Origin of the sequence: Paenibacillus terrae, assembly GCF_000943545.1 — a bacterium.
Lineage (GTDB): Bacteria > Bacillota > Bacilli > Paenibacillales > Paenibacillaceae > Paenibacillus > Paenibacillus terrae_A.
In genome coordinates, this window is record NZ_JTHP01000039.1 from 1 (window position 1) to 17,476 (window position 17,476).

Here is a 17,476-nt window from a genome sequence, read left to right on the forward strand (position 1 = left end):
GCATTTTGCTGCGTACAAGGGAAATCGCGCTGACGCGCCGGATGATTTGATTCCTCAATTTACATTGATCCGTGATGTGACGGATAGCCTCGGCATTCCTAATATTGGAGCCGCAGGCTTTGAAGCGGATGATTGCATCGGTACGCTGGCACGCCACTATACGCAGAATGAGGACATGGACGTAATGATTCTCTCCGGAGATCATGATTTACTCCAATTGGTGGATGAGCGGACACGGGTTATTATTATGAAAAAAGGTCACGGCAATTATATGGTGTACACCCCGGAAACGTTACTGTCTGAAAAAGGGCTCAAACCCCGCCAAGTTGTGGACCTCAAGGGCCTGATGGGGGATGCAAGCGACAATTACCCGGGAGTACGAGGCATTGGTGAAAAGACGGCACTCAAGCTGGTACAGGAATATGACTCCATTGAAGGTATTCTGGAGAATCTGGATCAATTGACGCCGGCGGTGCGCAAAAAGATCGAGAGTGATCTGGATATGCTGCATTTGTCACGTAAGCTGGCAGAAATTCACTGTGGTGTACCTGTAGCATGCGCACTGGACAACTGTCTGCTGACACTGGATCATGTGCAAATTGTAGACAAGTTTGAGGAGCTTGAAATGAAAAGCTTGTGTACGTTAATGGGTGTGGCAACTGGATCATAACGAAGCCAGTTTGGCTTCACAGGTACAACCCGGAGCTCGCATTACACATATGAGGATGCTGGCGCTTGTGCGTTAGTGTCCTTTTTTATACACAGTTATGTCAAGGGAGATATATATTGTTGTGAAGGATTATATACAATTGGGATCAGGGGATTGACCTTGGACACGTTTCAGGCGAATATAGGATAGAGAGAACCGGATCATGACTGAGAGGGGACAACAGTAGCTATGACAGTATTGGGAGCAATTGAGGCAGGCGGTACCAAATTTGTATGTGGAATTGGCAACGAGCAGGGAGAGGTGCTGGAACGCGCGAGCTTTCCGACAGCCACGCCAGCAGAAACGATGGCGAATGTCGTTGCATTTTTTGAAGGGAAGGGCATTGAAGCGCTGGGCGTAGGGTCGTTCGGGCCGATTGATCCTATCGAAGGCAGTGATACATATGGCTATATTACAACAACGCCAAAGCCGCATTGGGGCAATTATAACCTGATCGGCAAGCTGAAAGAGCATTTTGACGTACCTATGGGATTTGACACGGATGTGAACGGTGCAGCATTGGGCGAGTCCATCTGGGGGGCGGCTAAGGGACTGGATAGCTGTCTCTATATTACGATAGGTACAGGTATCGGAGCGGGTGCTCTGGTCGGTGGAAAGCTGATTCATGGATTATCCCATCCTGAAATGGGCCACATCCTGGTGCGTCGTCATCCAGAAGATACTTATGAAGGGACATGTCCTTATCACGGAGATTGTCTAGAAGGGCTGGCTGCGGGTCCTGCACTTGAAAAAAGATGGAAGGTCAAAGGCCATGAGCTTTCTGTGGATCACCCGGCATGGGAGATGGAAGCTTATTATTTGGCACAGGCTTTGATGAGCTATGTATTGATTCTTTCACCGCAAAAAATTATTATGGGCGGCGGAGTGATGAAGCAGGAGCAACTGTTCCCACTCGTTCGCGCCGAGCTTCAAAAACTGTTAAACGGATACGTACAGCATCCGAGTCTGACTACAGAAATTGATCAATATATCGTGGCTCCAGGTTTGGGAGACAATGCCGGATTGTGCGGTGCTCTTGCCTTGGCAAAGGAAAAGCTGAACAAATGAGAATTTCGGGTTGACGGCGATCCGAGGTACGGTTATCATATAGGCAACAGCATAGTACGGCTCAAAAAGGGAAGCACCTTTCTTGCAAATACGCGAGATAGGTGCTTTTTTGCGTTTGGCGTTGTACCGGACTGTAACCCAATTATAAGCATGGAGGAAAAAAGCATGGAAATTTTATTTTTAAACCGCTTGTCCAAACGGAATGAACAGGGCCATGAGCTATTTGCCCAGGTATGGATTGGACAACATGATGGGGTATGGAGTGCAGGATGGAGCACACAACACAGCTTGGATGAAAGTACAGATGATCTTTGGTATGAGGGCAGCTTGTGGCAGGAGTTGCTGCATGTATACCGCCATGAGCTGGCGCTGAAGATGGCAGAGGGCTACAGACCCTTAATCCATGGTGTTTTTCATGAGCAGGAAGGGGCAGGGGCAGCAGGACGTGGGCAAACATTACAAAAGCTGTATTGCTATAGTGATTTGTTTCCGCGTGATGATGTGTATGAGCAATTGACGATGTGGAGGCGGCAAAAGGCGGCTGCCGAGCGAAAGGCACCTTATTTTATCGCTACCAACCGTCTGCTCCGGTTGATTAGCGTCTATCTTCCCCATACCGAGGAGGAGTTGCTGGAGCTGCCAGGAATGGGGCAAGGTAAAATATCTCAATATGGGCCAGAGCTACTGGCTATAACGACACAAAATGACCGGACTACGCCATTTCCGTTAAATTGGGTAACAGAGACGCTGGATGAGGAAGTTTTCTTATCATGGCTGTACAAGCAAAAAGAGACCCAGTATAAGCAGGAACTGAATAAATTCAGTCTGACAAAAACCATTATTGAAGGTATTTCAGATGGTCTTACATTGGAGCATATTGGACTGAAGGCGGGGTTACATCGTAGAGAAATGATTGAAGCAGTAGAGCATTTGGATCGAGATGGAATCGATATGGAAAAGCTGATCCGTCAGGAACTGGTGAACGTATCTGAGGAAGAGCAGACGGCGATCTGGTCTGCGTATGAAGAACTGGGGGATGCGCTGCTCAAGCCCGTCATGCTGCGGGTATATGGTGAGGAACAGGCTGCGGAAACGGGGCTGGATCAAGTTTATGAGCGGCTGCGTCTGATTCGTATCCGTTTTCGCCATCAGGTAGCATCAGATCGACATGCGGGATAACATAGCGCAAATATAAAAATAATCAAACAAAAAAAGCAGCAGCTATATCCTGTGAGGATACGGCTGCCGCTGATTCTTTTCAAACCCAATCCTTCTTACGGAAAATACAGAACATGCTAACCCCCAGCGCCACCATAATACCAATGACGACAAAATAACCATAACGCGTATGAAGCTCAGGCATATTATCAAAGTTCATACCATAAATTCCGGTAATAACAGTCAACGGCATAAACACGGTTGTAATCGCTGTAAACACGCGCATGATTTCATTCGCACGGTTAGCGATACTGGATTGATAAGCTTCTCGAAGGTTACCCATTAGATCGCGGTAAGTTTCGAAAGTCTCCGAAATTTTCACGGCATTTTCATAAATGTCGCTGAAATATTTTTGCAATTGATCGTCAATCAGTCGTAAATCTCGTTTGTTCAACGTATTGATGACTTCTTTTTGTGGACCAAGCACTTTTTTCAGCCACAGAATCTCACTGCGTAAGCCGATAATTTCATTCAAATGCGATTTTTTCGTATGCATCAGAATGTCTTCTTCCAGCTTTTCAATGCGAACCTCAATCCGGTCACCAACCAGAAAATAGTTGTCAACGATCAAATCGATCAACAGATACATAAAACGGTCAGGTTGGCTGACCTCCTGCTCCCATAGCATAGGCTTGAGGGTGCGTAGCTCATTGATTTTCTGCTTCGTCACCGTAATGATAAAATGGCGTCCTAGGAAAATGTTCAAAGCACGTAAAAATATTTCTTCATCATCAAAACGAATGCTGTTTACAACGATAAAATAATGGCTCTCGTAAATTTCAATCTTTGGACGCTGTTCTTCTTCACTCAAACAGTCCTCTACCGCGAGATCATGCATGGAGAACAAAGGTTGGAGCACTGCCAGATCATCAACATCGGCATCAATCCAATAAAAGCCTTCTGCTGGCGGAGTAAGCGCCATTTCAATTTCTTCGACAGGGGTAAAAACCCCGTTGTTTACCAAACGGATTTTCATATATGTCACTCCTTATGCTCCGTCGTAACGGAAAATACGTGTATCTCAAGCATAAGGAATGGACTCAGTTAGCCAGTTAGCCGGATCGGGTAAGCGGCATCCCATCAAAAGCCAGAGGCTTTTGGAGCATGCAGAGCCTGGCGTCCCGTCTTTCGGCAAGCTGAAGTCATTCCTATGCTGTTGTTCAGGGATCGCCGCCTATTCGGACTCGGGTCGCCTTCCATTCCGGATTCACCTCACAAATGTTCTTTTTTAGGTTGCCACAGTATCGCAGAAAGCACTCTAAATCTGCACCACTGCTTTATATTTTCGGCCTATAGCACTTGTATAGTATAACGCTCGGCCTACAGCCTTTCAAGCGCAAAATCATGGGCTAAATCAACAGTAGTGACAAGAGCTTCGACGATAGGGTAATGTATGATTTAACATATGGAAATATAAGACGAAGTGTGAATGCAGGGCACAAAATTACAAGTCTCATCTTGACGAAGCCCAGCGGATGCATTAAAGTGAACAACAAGAACTTTTTATGAACCCAAAATGAATATAGCGAAATCTTATCAAGAGCAGGTGGAGGGACTAGCCCGATGATACCCGGCAACCGGCGATTTTAATCGCACGGTGCTAATTCTTGCAGGACGCGCGCTTTTTACAAAGAGCGATGCCCTGACAGATGAGAGAGGCGCATATGGATACAAATATGACCTTTCTCGTAACCGAGGAAGGTCTTTTTATTATATGCCCGGCATCTCAACATGACGATTTTCGCAAAAAACTTCACCGAACAAGGAGTGAGTTTACATGCCGATTAAAATTCCGGATACACTACCTGCCAAGGAAGTGCTGGAGGGCGAAAATATTTTCGTAATGGATGAAAGCCTGGCCTATCATCAGGATATTCGTCCGTTGCGCATCGCCATTTTGAATTTGATGCCTACCAAAGAGACAACGGAAACCCAACTGTTGCGTCTGGTCGGCAATACTCCGCTTCAAGTGGACGTTACGCTGGTGCACATGAAGTCGCATGTATCTAAAAATACATCGCAGAAATATTTGAACATGTTTTATAAAACCTTTGACGAGATCAGAAACAGCCGTTTTGACGGTATGGTTATTACGGGAGCACCTGTTGAACAGCTTGAGTTTGAAGATGTGAACTACTGGGAGGAAATCCGGCAAATTTTTGAATGGACGAAAACCAATGTAACTTCGACCATGCATATCTGTTGGGCCTCACAGGCGGGTCTGTACCATCATTTCGATGTTCCTAAATACGGACTTGATTACAAATGCTTTGGCGTGTTTTCACATAGCGTTATTAAACCTAAAGTGAAGTTGCTACGCGGTTTTGATGAATTGTTTTATGCACCTCATTCCCGGCATACAGAGGTTCGGCGCGAAGATATTGAGCATATTGCCGAACTGGAGCTTTTATCCGAATCTGAGGAAGCCGGAGTGTATCTGGTAGCTACGCGTGATGGCAAACAAATCTTTGTGACTGGGCATTCCGAATACGATCCGCTTTCCCTGAAATGGGAATATGATCGTGATGTCGCCAAGGGGATGGATATTGAAGTACCGAAAAATTATTTTCCCAACAATGACCCTGAGCGTACACCGCCCTCAACCTGGCGTGCGCATGCCAATTTATTATTTTCAAATTGGCTCAACTACTATGTATACCAAGAAACCCCTTTCGATATCGGGCCCCAGATTTAAAATGGGGCTTAACGTTTATATCTACGCAGTACCACCTTGCAGCAGCGCAGCAGTATAGATATGATAATCCAATTTTGCAGCATATGTTACAGCACCTATTATGGAAGTGAACAGGAGGATTCATATGAGTGAGAAACAGTGGAAAATCGAAAGCAGGTTAGCACAGATTGGTTCAATCGAAGAACCGGTAACCGGAGCAGTGAATTTTCCGATTTATCAATCTACGGCGTTTCGCCATCCCCGTTTGGGTCAAAGCACAGGATTTGATTACATTCGGACGATCAATCCGACACGTAAGGTACTGGAAGAGGCGTCCGCTACACTGGAATCCGGTGATGCAGGCTTTGCATGCAGTTCAGGTATGGCGGCGCTGCAAACGGTATTTGCCCTGTTTGGACAAGGAGATCATCTGATTGTATCGCTGGATCTGTATGGAGGCACGTATCGTTTGCTGGAACGTATTTTATCCAGATTCGGCGTGACGGCAAGCTATGTGGATACGAACGATCTTGAAGCCATCGAGCAGTCATGTCGACCGAATACCAAAGCGGTATTCATTGAAACGCCTACGAATCCATTAATGATGATTACGGATATTCGCGCTGTAGCCGAATGGGCGTCACAACGTCAGTTGCTTACTATTGTAGATAATACGCTGTTAACACCGTATTTCCAGCGTCCATTGGAGCTGGGTGCCGATATTGTGGTACATAGCGCAACCAAGTATCTGGGCGGACACAATGATGTGCTGGCAGGCTTGATCGTAACCAAGGGTAAGGAGCTATCAGCCGAAATTTCCTTCCTTCATAATTCCATTGGTGCTGTACTTTCTCCGAGCGATAGCTACCAGTTGATGAAGGGCATGAAAACATTGGCGCTGCGTATGGATCGGCATGAGCACAATGCGACGGTGCTGGCCAATTATCTGCTGACGCATCCGGCGGTGGCAGAAGTGTTTTATCCAGGGCTTGAGGGTCACCCAGGGCGTGAGATTCAAAACAAACAATCCAGCGGCAACACAGGTATTTTCTCTTTTAAAGTAAAAGATGCCCGTTATGTGGAGCCATTGCTTCGAAACATTAAGCTTATTGCTTTTGCAGAAAGTCTGGGCGGCGTGGAATCGTTAATGACTTATCCTGCTGTGCAGACACATGCCGATATACCGGCTGAGATTCGGGATGCAGTGGGAGTAGATGATCGGTTGCTGCGCTTCTCCGTCGGCATTGAACATACGGATGATTTAATTGAAGATTTGCGTTCAGCGTTGGAGGCGGCACGTCAGGAAATCGAAGGAGGGGAACAGCAATGATTGAGGGCGTGCGGAAAATCGGGCAAGAGTCGGAAAAAGAACGGAAATTTGCTACCAAGCTGCTACATTTTGGCTCTGAAATCGATAGTGTTACGGGTGCGTCGAGCGTACCGATTTATCAGGCGTCCACCTTTCATCATCACGATATTTTCAATCCTCCGCTGCATGACTACAGCCGTTCCGGCAACCCGACACGGCAAGCTTTGGAGGACTATATCGCCTTACTGGAAGGCGGGGCCAGAGGTTTTGCCTTTGCATCGGGCATGGCGGCCATCTCCAGTACGTTTATGCTGTTGTCCGCTGGGGACCATGTCATTGTTTCGGAGGATGTATATGGAGGGACCTACCGCCTGCTGACTTCGATTTTAAAACGGATGAATATTGAAACCACCTTCGTCGATATGACAGACATCAACCTTGTGAAAGAAGCATTGCAGGAAAATACGAAGGCAGTTTACATGGAAACACCCTCCAATCCAACCCTCAAAATCACTGATGTGGCAGGGGTAACAGCTTGGGCACAGGATAAAGGGCTGCTGACGCTGCTGGATAACACCTTTATGACGCCATATTATCAACGTCCAATCGAGCAAGGTGTCGATATCGTGTTGCACAGTGCAACCAAATTTCTCGGCGGCCACAGCGATGTATTGGCAGGTCTTGCGGTAGCACGTACGGAGTCGTTGGGCAGACAAATCAAGCAGCTTCAAAATGGGCTTGGAACCGTATTGGCCCCACAGGAGTCGTGGTTGCTTATGCGCGGGATGAAGACACTGGAAGCACGTATGGCTCACAGCGAAAAGAGTGCAGCGAAGCTTGCCAATTGGCTGAACGAGCGAAGTGACATTGAGGCGGTATACTATCCGGGTCTGGAAAATCATCCGGGGCGTGCCGTACATGAGAGCCAATCCAGTGGATACGGTGCGGTTATCTCGTTTGATGTAGGCTCCGGTGAGCGTGCAAAAGAGGTACTCAATCGCATACAAATTCCGATTGTGGCGGTAAGTCTGGGAGCTGTGGAAAGTATCTTGTCGTATCCGGCGATGATGTCACATGCGGCAATGCCACACAGTGTACGTCTGGAGCGGGGAATCACGGACGGTCTGCTACGTTTCTCCGTAGGTCTGGAGGATATTGACGATCTGATCAATGATCTGAACGAGGCTCTTCGCTAAAACAAAAACACGGCATAATAAACATAAAATCTAAAAAAGCAGCAAGCTTCTGTGTAGTGGGAAGCTTGCTGCTTTGTGTAAGCGCGACATGTCGGAGGACAATATGAACGGTGTTGCACAACCCCATTCTCCCTTTCCATGGGACAATGTACCGTAGAATTATTGCTTGTTCGTCGCATCATATCGCCTGGGTAGAAAGCAGAAAGAAACGGGAATAAGTATGGTTCCTTACCTAAAGATATGTTAGTATTATCATTAGGTTTTACTATGCTATATAGCACAGACAAATACAAAGCCAGACATGAACACATATAATACGACAGGGTTCGAACGCAGGTTTGTGGAATCATTCTCGTTCATAAGTCCTGTCTTTCATTTCGTCCCCCTGTGAAAGCGAAGGAGGATACACCATGAGTGTAATCGACCATATTTTAGATAAAGCCCTACGCGGCGAACGCCTGAATTTAGAGGACACCGTTGTTTTGTTCGAGTCAGACGAGGTAGAAAAGATCGGTCACGCGGCGAATAAAGTGATGAACCGTATGCATCCTGATCCGATCAAAACCTTCGTCATCGGACGAAATATTAACTATACGAACGTCTGTGACGTATACTGCCGCTTTTGCGCTTTTTACCGCAGACCGGGTTCAGATGAAGGCTATGTCCTGCCCGATGAAGTGATTTTCCAGAAAATCAAGGAAACGCAGGAAGTAGGAGGCACTGAAATTTTGATGCAAGGTGGAGTGAATCCTAATCTGCCGTTCAATTATTATACCGATTTGCTCAAAGCGATCAAGGAGCGTTTTCCCGATATTACGATGCACTCCTTCTCGCCGGCTGAAATTCATAAGATGAAGGAAAAATCCGGCTTGTCCATGGAAGATACGATTCGAGCCATTCATGAAGCCGGATTGGATTCCCTGCCAGGCGGGGGCGGAGAAATTTTGGATGACCGCACACGCCGCAAAATTAGCCGTCTCAAAGGCTCTTGGCGGGATTGGATGGACGTGATGCAGACCGCTCACAAGGTGGGTATGAACACGACTGCCACGATGGTTATCGGCTTTGGCGAGTTGATGGAGGAGCGTGCGCTGCATTTACTGCGTGTTCGTGATGCCCAGGACGAATGCATTGAAAACAAATATGATTCCGAAGGCTTCCTGGCCTTTATTCCATGGACCTTCCAACCGGATAATACGAACCTGAAAAAGGAACGCCAGACGCCAGAGGAATATTTGAAGACTGTTGCAATCAGCCGCCTTGTACTGGATAACATCAAGCATATTCAGTCTTCGTGGGTAACGATGGGACCGGAAATCGGTAAAAAATCACTGTACTACGGTTGCGACGACTTCGGTAGTACGATGATTGAGGAAAACGTCGTTTCCGCCGCAGGTGCAACGTACAAAGTCAACATCGAATCCATTTTACAGCTGATCCGCGAAACGGGTCATGTTCCGGCACAACGCAATACCCGCTATGATATTATTCGTACCTTTGACGGTGCCAGCAGTATTGAACATGACTTTATTATGCAAAATTAAGACAAACACACTATAACTAAATTAACACATACTGGAGCATGTAACCTGTTATTTTGCGGTAGTAACACAAAGCATGTCTATCATTAATCCAAATGGAAGGATTAATGATAGACATGCTTTTTTGACGTTGGTTTCCATCATGATTTGGCAGCTTAAAGTTTGAAGACACGCTCTAGTTGTCCTATCCTATCGTATTGAAAGGCAGCTATCGTCATGATAGTATATTAATTAATGGAGTGTTATAATCATACATTAATAAGTGATTCAAGCAATCCACATTTTGAATTCAAATACATATGAAGGTGAATCTTATGCTAAAAGTTAACCGAAACGACCAACGTCCCCTATGGCAGCAACTTCTAGACCAAGCGATTCATAATATTAGAACAGGAAAATGGCCACCAGGGGAATTGCTACTCCCATCTCGTGAGCTCGCTTTATTAGTCGGTGTCTCGCGCTCAACCATACAGATTGTTTATGAGGAATTATTCAGCCGTGGATACACCGTGACATCTCGGCGCGGTGGAACAAGGGTAAGTGAGTGGAGCTATATAACAGGCTCTTTTGAAGATGTTATGCCTCAAGGGCCAGTCACCCCCGAATTACCTGTATTAAACGCTGCAGTCAATCATCTACACGGCTGGCTTAGAGGCAAAGAAGAGCAAAATGTGGAGATTGATTTCTGTCCCCACGAGCCTTATTTGGACCAACATTTTCAAAGAAAATGGAGACAATCATTTTTACAAGCCTCTACAGAAATGGACTTGGCGAATTGGGCTTATGGTAACGCCTACGGTTTTGTATCACTGCGCGAACAGATACAACGGTATTTGTCACTTGAACGAGGAATCCATGTGCATATCGATCAAATTATGTTAACCTCAGGAGCGCAGCATAGCCTTGATTTGATCGCCCAAGCGCTATTAAATGAAGGAGACACGGTTTCTGTTGAAGATCCCGGTTTTCCTGCAGCTTGGATGACCATGAAATATAGGAGCATGAATGTTGTGCCCGTTCCTGTTGACGAGTACGGATTACAGGTAGATCGCATTCATCCACAATCCAAGCTAACTTTTGTCACGCCTTCGCATCAGTGTGCAGTTGGAGTCATAATGTCGGAACCCCGGAGGCAACAATTGTTACGTAAGGCTACACAACATCAATTTTGGATTGTTGAGGACGATTATGATAGTGAATTTCGATATCGTGGGGACCCACTTCCTACGTTATTCAGCCATCAACCCCAAAATACGTTATATATGATGAGCTTTTCCAAAATGGTTGCTCCTGGAATCCGAATATCGGCGATTGTTGGGCCAAAAGGAGCCATTCGACAGCTTGCTCAAGTCCATGCACTCACTTATCGTCATCTTCCAATTATGGAACAATTGACGCTTGCTCATTTTATTGAACACGGGCATTTCATGCGCCATATGAGAAGAGTCAGAAATGTATATCGGCGCAGGCATGCAGCCATGACAAAGGCCATAGCTGCTACTGGTCTAGACAAGCGTTTTAAACTCAGTGGGGTAGAAACAGGATTGCACATGCTTCTCGAAGCTGAGGAATCGTTTGACGAAGAAGCTGTGACGAATCAAGCGCTCAAAGAAGGAATACGTGTTTATCCCCTGAGCAATTATTGTCTAAATAGCGATCGAAAAGGATGGGTACTTGGTTTTGCTAAAGTAGATGAGGAGGCAATTGAAGTCGGTATTTATCGCCTTGCGGAGATGCTTTTATAATTCCAGCACCTCCGCGTTATTCCGCTTCATTTCCCATTGCAATCGAAAACCGGTTCCAATTATTGATTTGGTTGATAATTATGATTAAATCCCTGTACTCCTTTTCTCCATAATATCGCCGCGCGGTCGTAAACATATGATCGGTAAGCTCTAATTTTAATTAATTCGATGATTTTTGAATACTTCTGCAATTAATGCGTAATATTTATGTTGTGTCGTGGCTTCAAAAATCGCACCCGTAAACTTTTCAAGCCTTCTATTGCTTCTGCTCAGCTTGTTGTATTACATTCGTACTATATTGCTTTTTTCGAAATTGTCCATATATCAAAATATGTGCCGCCAAACCTGTAATTAGTCCCCAAAATGCACCTCCAACTCCAAGTAATGTAACATTTGCGGCTGTTGCCAAAAAAGTAATTAATGCTGTCTCACGTCCCTTGGGATCTGTTAATGCGTTGGCAAGGCTACCACCAATTGTACCCAGGAGTGCCAATCCTGCTAATGTCGCGATAAAGGTAGCAGGAAGAATCAGAAACAGAGCAGCCAGCGTCACACCAAAAATGCCGACAACAATGTAAAAAATGCCACAGGCAATACCTGCAATGTAACGTTTTGTTGAATCCTCGTGCGCGTCTTTCCCTGTACAAATCGCCGCTGTAATTGCTGCTACATTAAAGGCGTGTGAGCCAAATGGCGCTGTTAAGAGCGAGCCCAAACCCGTTACAGTCAAAATCGGATTCGCGCTCGTTTTAAATCCGTCATTTCGCAACACTAGCATTCCAGGCATATATTGTCCCGTCAAGGTAATAATAAACAGCGGTAATGCAACACCCAATAAAGCATGAAACGAAAACTCCGGAACGACAAATACCGGCGATGCAATTGCCAATTTGATATTGCTGAAATCTACTTTCCCCACACTAATCAAATAAATAAGTCCGATTGCCAAAATACCCACGATAGCGTAACGGGATGTAAACCTTCTTAATACTACATACGCAGAAAACAGGACAACTACAAGCAGAGGGTCAACTTTCGCGCCACCAAAGGCTGAAATGCCAAACTGCAGTAAAATACCTGCCAACAGCCCTGAAGCAATGCCTGGAGGGATAAGCCGGACGAAACGTTCGAACATTCCCGATAACCCCAAGATAATAAATCCTAAAGCAGAGATGATATAGGCGCCAATCACTTCTGGATAGGGGGTTACAGCTAACGCCGAAACAAGAAAAGCTACGCCTGGTGTTGACCAAGCGGTAATAATCGGTTCACGGTATCGGTAACTTAGCCATATACCAGTTACACCCACACCAATAGAAATCGACCATATCCATGAAGCGGTCATTTCAGAGCTTAGACCTGCTACTTTTGCTGCCTGAAATACGAGAATAAATGTACCCCCATAATTGACAATGACAGATATTAAAGCAGCTATAGTGGGTGAAATCAAATCGCGGCCGCGCAGTGAAGTTGATATTGTGTTCATAAGTTCTCTCCTGCCTCTCTCCTAATCGTTCTGACGCGCGTTTTCGTTCCAGTAATACCTGTCCGGCAAATAACGTTGGCCAAATACGCTTGTCCCTACTCGTATGATTGTAGCTCCTTCTTCGATGGCAACCTTGAAATCCCCTGACATGCCCATCGAGAGAGTATCCATTTCTACACTTGGAAATTTTTCTACCATAATCTGTGCTTGAATTTGTTTTAACAATCGGAAGCAATGTCTGGTCTCGTCATTTGAGGCATTCAGTTTTCCAATAGTCATCAAGCCTTTAATATTTAACGTTTCGAACTGAGACAATTGTTCAACTAACTCCAATGCTGCTTCTGGCGGAGCGCCAAATTTGCTTTCTTCGTAGGACGTATTGATTTGTACCAAAATATCCATGGTCTTGTTCTCTTTCAAGAGCTGATGATGCAATGCCTGCCCCAATCTCAAACGGTCCACAGAATGAATGAGCTTGACATATTTTACAACGTCTTTTACTTTATTCGTTTGCAGATGTCCGATAAAATGCCATTCCACCTGGTTGTACTGCTGCATAAGTGGAAATTTCCCCAAAAGTTCTTGAGCTTTGTTTTCACCAAATAAAGTTTCGCCCGCTTGAATGGCAATTTTTAATTTTTCAAGTGGTACGGTTTTTGTCGCTAACAACAATTTCACATCTTCTTTCTTGCGCCCTGAAGCCTGGCAAGCCAATTCCATCAGTTGTCGTACGGATTCAAGATTTTCTTCGACTAAATGGCCCATGTTCGTTCTACCCTCTTTCTGCTTCTCACCCATGTATTTTGTTCAAGTATTTTTAGCTTTTCGCATTTTTGATGCCTTCTTATCAATATTTTTAGTTCTAACATCAGTAAAGAGCCACGGTCCTTATGATTAGGATCCATGGCTTTTGGTCATTATTCGACCTGGCTGGTTTAACTTTCATCCCAAACCCTGTTTTATAGATCTCTATTTTTCTATGACAAGCTTCTTACAATTGGATTTCCAGTTGATTGGCAAGATCGAAAATATTGTTGATGATATCACACGTCCATACAACCTCAGATAACAGCAATATCTCCAGTCTGTTAAAGCACGGGCGACACCTATCATTTTATCCCCAAGCCAAGCGGTTAACAGTATATCAGCTTGAGCAATCATCGTTTGGATACGTTAGGTTTGATCAAACGGTCGAATAATTCCGTTATTTCTAAACACACGAATCACATCTTCAACTTTTACATCCTTACTCTTTTTTTGAAAATGGTTCTTTCGGAAAAGAGACTTCGCCACGTTGCATCCCAAGCTATGAAAATTTATCAATAGTAATATGGCTCTACTCGTGTAGAACTGAATCATTACAGGGAGCTGCTCTTTTAAATAGTTAACGGTAAATTCAACATTCTCCTGTAAGTAACCTCTATATTGGTTCAGGAATGGAGATCACGAAGAAAGACACATGCAAATTGGCAAAATAAATGTTTTCATTAGAGACCGCTATTAGACTGTTTTTGCTGGTCTATACATTTTTTCTTCTTCGATTGGATTTTCTTTCGCCGTTATATGATAGGGGTCAATTCGGTATACCTGAACTGGACCTCCGAATACAGCGGACCTGTATTTGTCAACGTGCTGTTTGGCCAATGGGCGGTTATAATAATCAGGCACATATTTTCGAATCATTTCCTGCAACATATGTGTAACTTCGTCCAGATCGACAATAGGCTCAGCCTTGCCGAAAATCATAACACTCATATATGCGGTGTCTGTCTTGGCTGGTACTGGATTAGTAATAGTTCCATATTCTTCGCAAACTGTAAAACAAACCTCTGGATTTGTACTCATCACCTGATTTCGTCTCCCGCCTGTAGCTCCATGAAAATAAAGCTTTCCGTTTGACCAAACATAATTGAGCGGAACAACGTATGGCAACTTACCATCAACCATACCCAGATGTCCAATCCTCGCTTTATTCAAGAAAGAATCAATTTTGTCACTGTCTGATACTTCTCTTATCTTGTAACGAACCTTATCCATTTTCAACCACTCCTATATTGTTGGATTGTTTTCGTTAGTATATCAGTCATTGGATTGAGTTAGTACATCCATAATATAATAATCAAACAGTCCATATTTTTTGCTAAGCAGATTCTTTTTCAAAGCCGATGAGGGGCTTCGGCTTTGCTCAAGTTATGAAGCCGTTTAACCAGCGGCGGCTTGAAACGGGACTTTCATTTGATCAGATGTGATAAATGCATGGGAGTACCCGCTCACTATGCGCATGATCCACCGTTACTTATTTAGATACAATTTTGGAAGTAGCTAGATTCGGGCAAGAGATTATAACACTAAATTGGTTTTATTAGAATTAACTGACTCTAAATCATTTATATAACTAATATGTATCTTGAAACAAGCTACTAATAATTCACGTTTCTGCAGCAGGCGCAACGTACAAAGTCAACATCAAGTCCATTTTACAGCTGATCCGCGAAACGGGTCATGTTCCGGCACAATGCAATACCCGCTATGATATTATTCGTACCTTTGACGGTGCCAGCAGCATCGAACATGACTTTATTATGCAAAATTAGGAATACATCCGTTAATGTATCGTAATCACTAAAAAACGCTTATCTATCATTAATCCGTGTAGAGGGATTAGTGTAGATAAGCGTTTTTTGATGCGGGGATACCGATACAGAATTGCACTACTACCATATTACAGATTCCCTAAACCGCAAATGGAGCACTATCGGAATTAATGTCTCTGATGCTATTCAAGTATTTGAACAAGGGAACGACAATGTGTGGACACATATTATTGAGCCAGCACCGTTTAATTCTTATCTGACGACTAACGATTTAATCAATATACTCAACGTTGGCCCAGATGCTCGTGATATTCGCAATGCTTTACAAATCATACTGAATAATGTCGAACGGCGCAATGCATTCTTAAATCGAATTGTAAATGTTAATGCTCAAGATATATCCATTTTGCTCTATAAAATGAAGAACGATTATCTTAAGTATGATCAACTTTCCAACGAGGATTTTATAAAAATGTATGCTGTTAATCCAATCGAAGCCTTGTCAGTTTATTTTCTGGAGACGGTTGATGTGCATAATTACTGGGAATGGAGAGCGGTAGGGGGCACATGCTATTGAAAGGGCAGAAGATGAGTCACAAAACTATGTATCAGGGTACTAATCTCAAATTTAGACTTAAAACAGGCGTTTTTCTTCCTCTAAATAATATCTATATGGTATAATATCCCTTAACAACAGAATGGCTTAGATGGGCGGTCGGCTAGTCTCCTGCAAAGGAGGTGATGCCTGTGGAGGTTAAAGATACGCTGATGTTGATGATTCAATTTGCAACGTTAGTGATCTTGATTATTTCCTTCAACAAAAAGAAATAGACCGCCCTCTCCAAAGGTAAACGGTCTATTTCGATCGACAAATCTTTGAACAGCCACCGCCCTTATAAGCGGCTGTTGCTAAAGAGTAAGGATGCTACAACATCCTTACTCTTTTTTAGTGTATACATCTTAGCTATATTTTATCATATTGCCGACCAGCATGACAATGGAGTAAAAGCGTATTACGGTAAATATACTTGGCCTTGCTACACTTCCCATCGCTTCACATACATAATTTCAGCCTGCGGGTCTGCCATTTGGATGACCGTCTTAAAGCGCTGCAAATCCAACAGATGAACGCTGTAGACGATGACCTGTTCATCTTTTTCCTCTGCCAGTTCACCTCTATTTTTGCCCTCTATCTGTGCAGGATTTCCCACAGGCGTACTGTGAATACGGAGCCTGCTGTATAAGGCTTCTTCGATGGTTTGCTGATTCTTGCTGACGACACACACCATACGGTTCAGACCAGTAAACATTAGTCGGGTCGTTTCATAGGCGGCAAGGCAGGATAAGGCTGAATATAGAGCTGGCTCCCAGCCTAGCACGAAGCCAGCCGTAATTAGCAGCAAACCATTACAAAGCATCACAATTTGTATTAACGGAATCTTCCGATGCGTCAGCAACAGACTGGACGGTCGGCCATCGTCAGATTCGTTCAGCCCCAGAGAATCGAGCAAACCTCCATGACGGGCCGCCAGCCCTGCGCCAAGTCCGATGCAGATCCCCCCGCCCAGAGCGCATACTACCGGGTGGCCACTCACTGCCGGGAAAGGGGACAGAATGATGGCTGAGCCTGAAAAGGCAAACAGACCGGGAAGCGCCCGAAGCAGCATGGGCTTGTGGGTCGACAGAGAATACAGTAGCATGAGCGGCAAGTTCAAAAAGAATAGCAGTAATCCAAAATGCTCTTGTGTGTAAAGCGACATGAGTCTGGAGATGCCTGTGACGCCACCAGCGATCATATCATGCGGATGCAAAAACAATTCCAGACCGACGGATGCCGTAATTCCGCCAATCACCGTATAAAAGACAGGGAACCTGCTCGCATCTCCCGAAGCGGGCTTCACAAGCCGCCTCATAGAGCTTCGGCATGTTTTACAGC

15 protein-coding genes, 2 pseudogenes and 1 riboswitch are annotated in these 17,476 nt (G+C 44.7%); of the genes and pseudogenes, 11 read left to right on the top strand and 6 right to left on the bottom strand.

Annotation, left to right across the window (positions count from 1 at the left end):
• From QD47_RS17940 to QD47_RS17950, 3 genes are all read left to right on the top strand, one after another.
• The coding region (locus tag QD47_RS17940; RefSeq protein ID WP_044647417.1) for a 5'-3' exonuclease at nt 1-670 on the top strand (670 nt) is incomplete at its 5' end.
• 228 nt (nt 671-898) lie between these two features.
• A complete protein-coding gene (locus QD47_RS17945; protein WP_044647418.1) occupies nt 899-1,777 on the top strand; it encodes an ROK family protein in 879 nt (292 codons plus the stop codon).
• A 165-nt stretch (nt 1,778-1,942) separates the two neighbouring features.
• Entirely contained in the window at nt 1,943-2,956 is a 1,014-nt protein-coding gene (locus tag QD47_RS17950; protein ID WP_044647419.1) for an HRDC domain-containing protein, read from the top strand.
• A 79-nt stretch (nt 2,957-3,035) separates the two neighbouring features.
• Here QD47_RS17950 and corA read toward each other — a convergent pair whose 3' ends face one another.
• The gene (gene corA / locus QD47_RS17955; RefSeq protein ID WP_014280596.1) at nt 3,036-3,971 is read right to left on the bottom strand and encodes a magnesium/cobalt transporter CorA; all 936 of its coding nucleotides are present in this window, start codon (nt 3,969-3,971) and stop codon (nt 3,036-3,038) included.
• A 554-nt stretch (nt 3,972-4,525) separates the two neighbouring features.
• Nucleotides 4,526-4,651: riboswitch (SAM riboswitch) on the top strand.
• A gap of 121 nt (nt 4,652-4,772) precedes the next feature.
• Between corA and metA the strand changes: the two genes are divergently transcribed.
• The 5 genes from metA to pdxR all read left to right on the top strand — a co-directional run bounded on the left by metA (nt 4,773) and on the right by pdxR (nt 11,460).
• Nucleotides 4,773-5,690 carry a homoserine O-acetyltransferase MetA gene (gene metA, locus QD47_RS17960; protein ID WP_044647420.1) on the top strand — a complete coding sequence of 306 codons (918 nt, stop codon included), beginning with the start codon at nt 4,773-4,775 and terminating at the stop codon, nt 5,688-5,690.
• Between the two features lie 124 nt (nt 5,691-5,814).
• On the top strand, nt 5,815-6,999 hold the full coding sequence (locus tag QD47_RS17965) for a PLP-dependent transferase (RefSeq protein ID WP_044647421.1): 1,185 nt from the start codon (nt 5,815-5,817) through the stop codon (nt 6,997-6,999).
• On the top strand, nt 6,996-8,174 hold the full coding sequence (locus tag QD47_RS17970; protein ID WP_044647422.1) for a trans-sulfuration enzyme family protein: 1,179 nt from the start codon (nt 6,996-6,998) through the stop codon (nt 8,172-8,174). Before QD47_RS17965 ends, QD47_RS17970 begins: the two co-directional genes overlap by 4 nt.
• A gap of 410 nt (nt 8,175-8,584) precedes the next feature.
• The gene (gene mqnC, locus QD47_RS17975; protein WP_044647423.1) at nt 8,585-9,718 is read left to right on the top strand and encodes a cyclic dehypoxanthinyl futalosine synthase; all 1,134 of its coding nucleotides are present in this window, start codon (nt 8,585-8,587) and stop codon (nt 9,716-9,718) included.
• A 311-nt stretch (nt 9,719-10,029) separates the two neighbouring features.
• Nucleotides 10,030-11,460, top strand: coding sequence for a MocR-like pyridoxine biosynthesis transcription factor PdxR (gene pdxR, locus QD47_RS17980; RefSeq protein ID WP_044647424.1), 1,431 nt, complete (start codon nt 10,030-10,032; stop codon nt 11,458-11,460).
• A 16-nt stretch (nt 11,461-11,476) separates the two neighbouring features.
• Here pdxR and QD47_RS33260 read toward each other — a convergent pair.
• The 4 genes and pseudogenes from QD47_RS33260 to QD47_RS17995 form a co-directional block, all read right to left on the bottom strand.
• Nucleotides 11,477-11,566, bottom strand: a pseudogene (locus tag QD47_RS33260) (carboxymuconolactone decarboxylase family protein); the annotation flags it as partial.
• Between the two features lie 150 nt (nt 11,567-11,716).
• Nucleotides 11,717-12,946, bottom strand: coding sequence for a benzoate/H(+) symporter BenE family transporter (locus tag QD47_RS17985; protein WP_044647425.1), 1,230 nt, complete (start codon nt 12,944-12,946; stop codon nt 11,717-11,719).
• 21 nt (nt 12,947-12,967) lie between these two features.
• On the bottom strand, nt 12,968-13,711 hold the full coding sequence (locus QD47_RS17990) for a YggS family pyridoxal phosphate-dependent enzyme (RefSeq protein WP_044647426.1): 744 nt from the start codon (nt 13,709-13,711) through the stop codon (nt 12,968-12,970).
• Nucleotides 13,712-14,446: 735 nt separating this feature from the next.
• A complete protein-coding gene (locus QD47_RS17995) occupies nt 14,447-14,983 on the bottom strand; it encodes a pyridoxamine 5'-phosphate oxidase family protein (RefSeq protein WP_044647427.1) in 537 nt (178 codons plus the stop codon).
• Between the two features lie 395 nt (nt 14,984-15,378).
• Between QD47_RS17995 and QD47_RS33265 the strand changes: the two are divergent.
• From QD47_RS33265 to QD47_RS34180, 3 genes and pseudogenes are all read left to right on the top strand, one after another.
• Nucleotides 15,379-15,540: pseudogene (locus tag QD47_RS33265) on the top strand (dehypoxanthine futalosine cyclase); the annotation flags it as partial.
• A 112-nt stretch (nt 15,541-15,652) separates the two neighbouring features.
• Nucleotides 15,653-16,117, top strand: a complete 465-nt coding sequence (locus QD47_RS33270) for a hypothetical protein (RefSeq protein ID WP_052646790.1) — start codon at nt 15,653-15,655, stop codon at nt 16,115-16,117.
• A gap of 164 nt (nt 16,118-16,281) precedes the next feature.
• Nucleotides 16,282-16,371 carry a putative holin-like toxin gene (locus QD47_RS34180; RefSeq protein ID WP_007429455.1) on the top strand — a complete coding sequence of 30 codons (90 nt, stop codon included), beginning with the start codon at nt 16,282-16,284 and terminating at the stop codon, nt 16,369-16,371.
• A 206-nt stretch (nt 16,372-16,577) separates the two neighbouring features.
• Here QD47_RS34180 and QD47_RS18005 read toward each other — a convergent pair whose 3' ends face one another.
• On the bottom strand, nt 16,578-17,441 hold the full coding sequence (locus QD47_RS18005; RefSeq protein ID WP_052646791.1) for a YitT family protein: 864 nt from the start codon (nt 17,439-17,441) through the stop codon (nt 16,578-16,580).
• Between the last annotated feature and the right edge of the window lie 35 nt (nt 17,442-17,476).

Bases quoted from the DNA above. Each gene is read 5' to 3' on its own strand.
- QD47_RS17945 (WP_044647418.1), top strand. From the start codon at position 899: ATGACAGTATTGGGAGCAATTGAGGCAGGCGGTACCAAATTTGTATGT.
- QD47_RS17950 (WP_044647419.1), top strand. From the start codon at position 1,943: ATGGAAATTTTATTTTTAAACCGCTTGTCCAAACGGAATGAACAGGGC.
- corA (WP_014280596.1), bottom strand. From the start codon at position 3,971: ATGAAAATCCGTTTGGTAAACAACGGGGTTTTTACCCCTGTCGAAGAA.
- metA (WP_044647420.1), top strand. From the start codon at position 4,773: ATGCCGATTAAAATTCCGGATACACTACCTGCCAAGGAAGTGCTGGAG.
- QD47_RS17965 (WP_044647421.1), top strand. From the start codon at position 5,815: ATGAGTGAGAAACAGTGGAAAATCGAAAGCAGGTTAGCACAGATTGGT.
- QD47_RS17970 (WP_044647422.1), top strand. From the start codon at position 6,996: ATGATTGAGGGCGTGCGGAAAATCGGGCAAGAGTCGGAAAAAGAACGG.
- mqnC (WP_044647423.1), top strand. From the start codon at position 8,585: ATGAGTGTAATCGACCATATTTTAGATAAAGCCCTACGCGGCGAACGC.
- pdxR (WP_044647424.1), top strand. From the start codon at position 10,030: ATGCTAAAAGTTAACCGAAACGACCAACGTCCCCTATGGCAGCAACTT.
- QD47_RS17985 (WP_044647425.1), bottom strand. From the start codon at position 12,946: ATGAACACAATATCAACTTCACTGCGCGGCCGCGATTTGATTTCACCC.
- QD47_RS17990 (WP_044647426.1), bottom strand. From the start codon at position 13,711: ATGGGCCATTTAGTCGAAGAAAATCTTGAATCCGTACGACAACTGATG.
- QD47_RS17995 (WP_044647427.1), bottom strand. From the start codon at position 14,983: ATGGATAAGGTTCGTTACAAGATAAGAGAAGTATCAGACAGTGACAAA.
- QD47_RS34180 (WP_007429455.1), top strand. From the start codon at position 16,282: ATGCCTGTGGAGGTTAAAGATACGCTGATGTTGATGATTCAATTTGCA.